This window comes from Streptoalloteichus tenebrarius (assembly GCF_024171885.1).
GTDB classification, from domain to species: domain Bacteria; phylum Actinomycetota; class Actinomycetes; order Mycobacteriales; family Pseudonocardiaceae; genus Streptoalloteichus; species Streptoalloteichus tenebrarius.
In genome coordinates this window covers 1-5365 of the sequence record NZ_JAMTCP010000086.1, presented here as the reverse complement: position 1 = coordinate 5365, position 5365 = coordinate 1, and the positions used below count along the sequence as shown (strand labels likewise).

Genomic DNA, 5365 nt, shown 5'->3' with positions numbered 1-5365 from the left:
CGACAAGGGCTACGTCTCCCGCGAACTCGACCACTTCCTCGCCGAGCGCGGGGTCCGGTTGATCCGACCGTCCTACCGCAACCGGACCCCGCATCCCGGCGAGCCGCTGCTCAAGGCCGTCCGCCAGCTGATCGAGTCGGTCAACGACACGTTGAAAGGCCAACTCGACCTGGAACAACACGGCGGGCGCACCATCGAGGGCGTCGGTGTTCGCATCGCCCAACGACTCCTGGCCTTAACGGCCGCCATCTGGCACAACCGCGCCACCGGCCAGCCCGTCACCCGCTCCCTGACCGCCTACGACCACTAACCCCAGTTACGCATTACTCGTCTAGGTCGTGTTTCAGGAGTGAGGTGACCGGCGGCGGGGTCGGTGGCCGGAACGTTGTCGCGGCCGCCGGCGCGCGGAAATGGGGATCTTCAGGTCGAGCCGCCCGACATCGACGCGGGTGGTGCGCCGAAGGATCACGGGGTGGGGTGGTCGCCGGGTGGGTGGACCAGCACGCTCCACCTGGCCTGCGAACAACGGCGGTGGCCGTTGGCGGCCGTTGCCTCTGCTGGTCACCGCCGGGCAACGGGGCGCCAACCCGCAGGTCACGACGGTGATCGAGGCGATCCGGGTGGCCCGTGCCAGACGGCGGCCGTCCACGCACCCGACCGGACCGGGTTCTGGCCGTCAGGGCCTACATCTGCCGCGCCGACCAGGCCTCCCGGCGTCGGCGGAAGATCAAGGCGACCATCGACCAGCCCCGTGACCAGGCCGCCCACCGCACGGCTCAAGGCTCCCACGCCGGACGGCCAGCCGTGATCGACGGGCAGGTCTCCCAGCAGAGCCACGCGATGGAGTGCGGCATCAACATCTGGCTACGCCACATCTGAAACACGGCCCAGCGGGACGAGCGGGCACAGGCGACAGGCGCGGGTCGGCTCAGGCCAGGCGCATGCCCGTCCACTCGACGCACCGCCAGTCGTCGCCGTCGGTCTCCAGGACGATCCGCCCGGTGTTGGGGAGGTAGACCAGGCCGGCCAGGAAGTCGGGGTTGCCGACCAGGTGCGGGGCGCACAGCCGGATGGCCGTGCCGTGGCTGACCAGCACGACGGTGCCGTCGGGGTGCTCGGCGCGCGCCCGGCGCGCGTCGGGGAGGAAGCGGTCGAGAACCTGCCGCGCGCTCTCCCCGCCCGGCATCGGCACGTCCAGTTCGTGACGCTCGGACCACAGGGCGAAGACGTCCTCGTAGCGCTGCAACGCGCCCGCCTCGTTCCGGCCCTCCAGGTCGCCCGCCTGCACCTCGTGCACGCCGTCGAGCACGCCGACGGCGAGGCCGTGTCGCGCGGCGAGCGGCGCGGCGGTCTGCTGGGCCCGCAGCGCGCGGCTGGCGTAGACGGCCACCACGGGCTCGTCGGCGAGGTCCGACGCCAGGTCCTCGGCCTGCGCCCGCCCCTCGGCGGTCAGCGGGGCCCCTGGCGGGCGGGTGTCCAGGTAGCGGAGCACGTTCGCCTCGGACTGCCCGTGCCGCACCAGCACGAGCCGGGGCGTGCTCACGCCTCGCGCCCCTCCCGCACGGACGTCAGCCACCGCCGCGCGGCGAGGAAGTCCTCGTCGGAGGTGGTCGGCACGACCGTGTTGGGCGCCTGGTCCGCCCTGGGGAAGGAGCCGAGAAAGCGCACCTCGGTGCAGCGCCGGCGCAGCGCCGCCATGGCGTCGCCGACGCGTTCGTCGGCGACGTGGCCCTCGAAGTCGACGAAGAACCGGTACTCGCCGAGCCGGTTCCTGGTGGGCCGGGACTCGATGCGGGTCATGTTGATGCCGTGCCCGGCCAGCACGGTGAGCACCTCGGACAACGCGCCGATCCGGTCGGCGGTGACCGCGGCGACCGAGGTCCGGTCGGCCCCGGTCCTGGCGGGGAGCGGCCCCGGCCGGCGGACCAGCAGGAAGCGGGTGACCGCGTCCCTGACGTCGGCCACGTCGGCGGCGAGCACCGCGAGGGGGTACCGCTCGGCGGCGGCGGGCGCGGTGACCGCGGCGTCGAACTCGCCGGCGAGGACGCCCACGGCCGCGGCGGCCGTCGACGAGGACGGCAGCACGGCCGCCGAGGGCAGGTGCTCGGCCAACCAGCCCCTGACCTGGGCCGCGGCGTGCGGGTGGGTCGCGACGGTGCGGATGTCGGCCGGGGTGGCTCCTGGCCGGACCAGCACGGTGAACCGGATCGGCAGCACGGTCTCGGCGACGGCGACCAGCGGGTCGCCGGCCACGAGGGCGTCGAGCGTGGCGGCCACCGAACCCTCGACGGAGTTCTCCACCGGGACGCACGCGGCCTCGGCGTCTCCGGCGCGGACCGCGTCGAGCGCGGCGGCGATCGTCTCCACCGGGCGCAGCGCGCTGTCGGGGGGCGCCGGTCGGGTGTCACTGGGTGGGTCGCCGAGGAAGGCCCGCGTCGCCTGCTCGGTGAAGGTCCCTTCCGGCCCGAAGTACGCGATGCGCGGCACGCGGCCAGCCTAGACGACGCGCGCCGCACCGACAGGGAACATGATCAAGGCCACCACGTGGGGTAAGAGCGTCAGCCTAGGGGGCGGTCGACTCCCTGGGCGGGTGTGCCTCCCTGTTACGCGCCGTGTCGGTTTCCTGCAATGCTGTGCGGCGTGACCGCCGATTCGGAGGGGCCGACGAACGGAGCGGTACCGACACCGCGGCTCGTGCTGTGTGCCGTGGACGCGCCCCTGGCCGAGGCCTGGCGAGCAGTCGCCGACGGCCGGCCGGGGATCACCGTCCACCCGGGTTCGGTGTTCGACCTCGACGTCGACGCCGTGATCAGCCCGGCGAACTCGCACGGCTGGATGCGGGGTGGTGTCGACGCCCAGTACGCCCAGGTGTTCCCGCAGGTCGAGCAGCACGTGCGGAGCGCGGTGCTCGCGCTGCACGGCGGGGAGCTGCCCGTGGGCGAGGCGGTGGTGGTGCCGACCGGCGCTTCCTCCCCCGCCTGGCTGATCAGCGCCCCCACCATGCGCGTGCCGGGCGAGCGGCTGCCCGTCGACACCGTCCACCCCTACCTCGCCGCGCGGGCCGTGCTGCGGCTGTGGCGGGACGGGTGGATGGAGGACGGCACGCCCGTGCGGAGCCGGGTGCGCTCGATGGCGATGCCGGGTCTGGGCACGGGCGTCGGCGGGGTGGACCCGAGGACGTGCGCCCGCCAGGTGGCGGCCGCATGGGACGAGGTCTTCGGCGGCTAGGCGGTCGGCGACACCGGCGGCGGCGTCCCCTCACGGGTTCCGCGTCCTCGCCAGGGCCGACGCCGGGCGTCCCGGGCGCGTTCGCCGCCGGCACCCCGACCGGAGCATGATCGACTGGTGCGGACGGCCGTATGCCCAGCTCCGGGCGTCGGCCACCCTCCCGCCTCCACTCGAAGGTGTAGTCGTCCTACGCTTGTGGTCGTGCCGGTGCGTGTGCTGCTCGTCGACGACCACGAGGTGGTGCGACGCGGGTTGCGCGACCTGTTGGGGGTCGAGGACGACATCGAGGTGGTCGCCGAGGCGGGCAGCGTGGACGAGGCGCTGGTCATGGCGCGCGCCCGCCGGCCCGACGTGGCCGTGGTGGACGTGCGGCTGCCCGACGGCGACGGGGTGTCCCTCTGCCGCCTGCTCCGCGACCTGCCCGACCCGCCGCGGTGCCTGGTACTCACGGCGTTCGACGACGAGCAGGCCCTGGTCGGGGCCATCCTCGCCGGCGCGGCGGGCTACCTGCTCAAGCAGGTGCGCGGACAGGACCTGGTCACCGCGGTGCGCGAGGTCGCGGCCGGGCGGTCGCTCCTCGACCCGGTGACCACCGCCCGGGTGTTGGAGCGGATGCGCCGCGAGGCCGAGAGCGGCCAGCGCGACGAGCTGGCCGCGTTGACCGAGCAGGAGCGCAGGGTCCTCGACCTGATCGGCGAGGGGCTGACCAACCGGCAGATCGCGGCCCGGCTCTTCCTCGCCGAGAAGACGGTCAAGAACTACGTGACCTCGGTGCTGGCCAAGCTGGGCATGGAACGCCGCACGCAGGCGGCGGCGTGGGTGGCCCGGCGGCGCTCCAGGGACGACGGCGCGTCCTGAGCCCCCGGGCGCGCGCCACGCCGCCTACGACGCCGCCGCCGCGTCGGGGAGCGGGACCTCCCATGTGACGTTGGTGCCGCTGCGGGGCGACGAGGTCACCGTGCAGCGCCCGCCAGCCGCCGTCGCTCGCTCCTCCAGGTGACGCAGACCGCGTCGGGTGACGCCGGGTGGGATGCCGCAGCCGTCGTCGGCGACCTGCAACCGGAGCCCGTAGCCGTCCCGCACGAGCCGGACCACCACGGAGCGGGCGCCGGAGTGCCGCACGACGTTGGACAGCGCCTCCCGCAGCGCGGCGCGCGCGTGGTCGGCCACCGGCACGGGCACGCCCGCGACGTCCCCCGAGACCTCCAGCGTGGGCCGCACGCCGAGCAGCTCGCCGGCGGTGTCCACCTCGGCCCGCACCGAGTCCAGCAGGTCCGGCGCCCTGACCTGCTCGGTGGGATCGGCCGAGGTGAGGGCGCGGACGGTGGCCCGCACCTCGGCGATGGTCTGGTCGAGCTGGTCGACCGCCTCCGCCAACCGGGCCGCGTCCTGCGGTTCGAGCTGCCCGGCCAGCCGCCGGTCCAGCAGGTCGAGCTGGACCCCGGCGGCGTAGAGCCGCTGCACGATCAGGTCGTGCAGGTCGCGGGCGATGCGGTCCCGCTCCTGGTAGACGGCGACGCGCTGCCGGGCCGTCGCGCCCTCGGCGAGCACCATCGCCAGCCCGGCCTGGGCGCCGAAGGAGTGCAGCAGGTCGACGGCCACCGGGGTGAACGGCGGCCCACCGCGCCGCCGGTACACGGCGAGCGCGCCCAGCCGGCGCTCCCTGGTGCCGAACGGCACCACGGCGAACGGCCCGTAGCCCCGGAGCGGGCCGGGCACGAACGGCGCGGTGCGCGGATCGGCGAGCAGGTCGTCCACCACGATCGGGACGCCGCTGCGGGCGACGCGGGCCGCCGCCGACCGGGCCGACAGGACGTTGCCGACGACGCTCCGCGCGTCCTCACCGGTGCCGTGCGCGGCCTCGACCGTGAGCCGGCCGTCCTCGGCGCGCACGGTGAGCACGCCGAGGTCGGCGGAGGTCAGTTCGGCCGCGCGCCGCACCACCAGGGGCAGCACGGAGTCCGGATCGTCACCGGCCAGCGCGGCGGTGGTGATCTCGGTCGACGCGGCGAGCGCGCGGGTGGCGAGGGTCGGGTCCATGGGTCTCATGCCAGGTTAGGTCCTGTGTTCAGCGGGACACCCGCACCCGGTCGGCGACCTCGGGCAAAGAAAACCATGATCACCCGAGATCGCCTCC

General features: G+C 74.6%; 6 protein-coding genes and 1 pseudogene. 4 read left to right on the top strand and 3 right to left on the bottom strand.

The features are described 5' to 3' along the window. Both LX15_RS31915 and LX15_RS31910 read left to right on the top strand, forming a co-directional pair. Positions 1-310 (top strand): annotated as a pseudogene (locus tag LX15_RS31915) (IS982 family transposase); the annotation flags it as partial. A 317-nt stretch (positions 311-627) separates the two neighbouring features. Continuing rightward, positions 628-879: a hypothetical protein gene (locus LX15_RS31910; protein WP_253674884.1), complete on the top strand. Its 252-nt coding sequence runs from the start codon at positions 628-630 to the stop codon at positions 877-879. A 49-nt stretch (positions 880-928) separates the two neighbouring features. Here LX15_RS31910 and LX15_RS31905 read toward each other — a convergent pair whose 3' ends face one another. After that, on the bottom strand, positions 929-1543 hold the full coding sequence (locus LX15_RS31905; RefSeq protein ID WP_253674883.1) for a histidine phosphatase family protein: 615 nt from the start codon (positions 1541-1543) through the stop codon (positions 929-931). Beyond that, positions 1540-2487 (bottom strand): prephenate dehydratase, encoded by a 948-nt coding sequence (gene pheA / locus LX15_RS31900; protein ID WP_253674881.1) that lies wholly within the window; start codon positions 2485-2487, stop codon positions 1540-1542. The genes LX15_RS31905 and pheA overlap by 4 nt, the downstream gene beginning before the upstream one ends. A gap of 141 nt (positions 2488-2628) precedes the next feature. Here pheA and LX15_RS31895 point away from each other — a divergent pair, with 141 nt between their 5' ends. Both LX15_RS31895 and LX15_RS31890 read left to right on the top strand, forming a co-directional pair. Then, complete coding sequence (locus LX15_RS31895) at positions 2629-3228, top strand: macro domain-containing protein (RefSeq protein ID WP_253674879.1); 600 nt, start codon at positions 2629-2631, stop codon at positions 3226-3228. A gap of 201 nt (positions 3229-3429) precedes the next feature. Next, positions 3430-4086: a response regulator gene (locus LX15_RS31890; RefSeq protein WP_253674878.1), complete on the top strand. Its 657-nt coding sequence runs from the start codon at positions 3430-3432 to the stop codon at positions 4084-4086. A gap of 24 nt (positions 4087-4110) precedes the next feature. Here the strand turns inward: LX15_RS31890 and LX15_RS31885 are convergent, their stop codons facing one another. Continuing rightward, positions 4111-5268, bottom strand: coding sequence for a GAF domain-containing sensor histidine kinase (locus LX15_RS31885; RefSeq protein ID WP_253674885.1), 1158 nt, complete (start codon positions 5266-5268; stop codon positions 4111-4113). Positions 5269-5365: the final 97 nt, after the last annotated feature.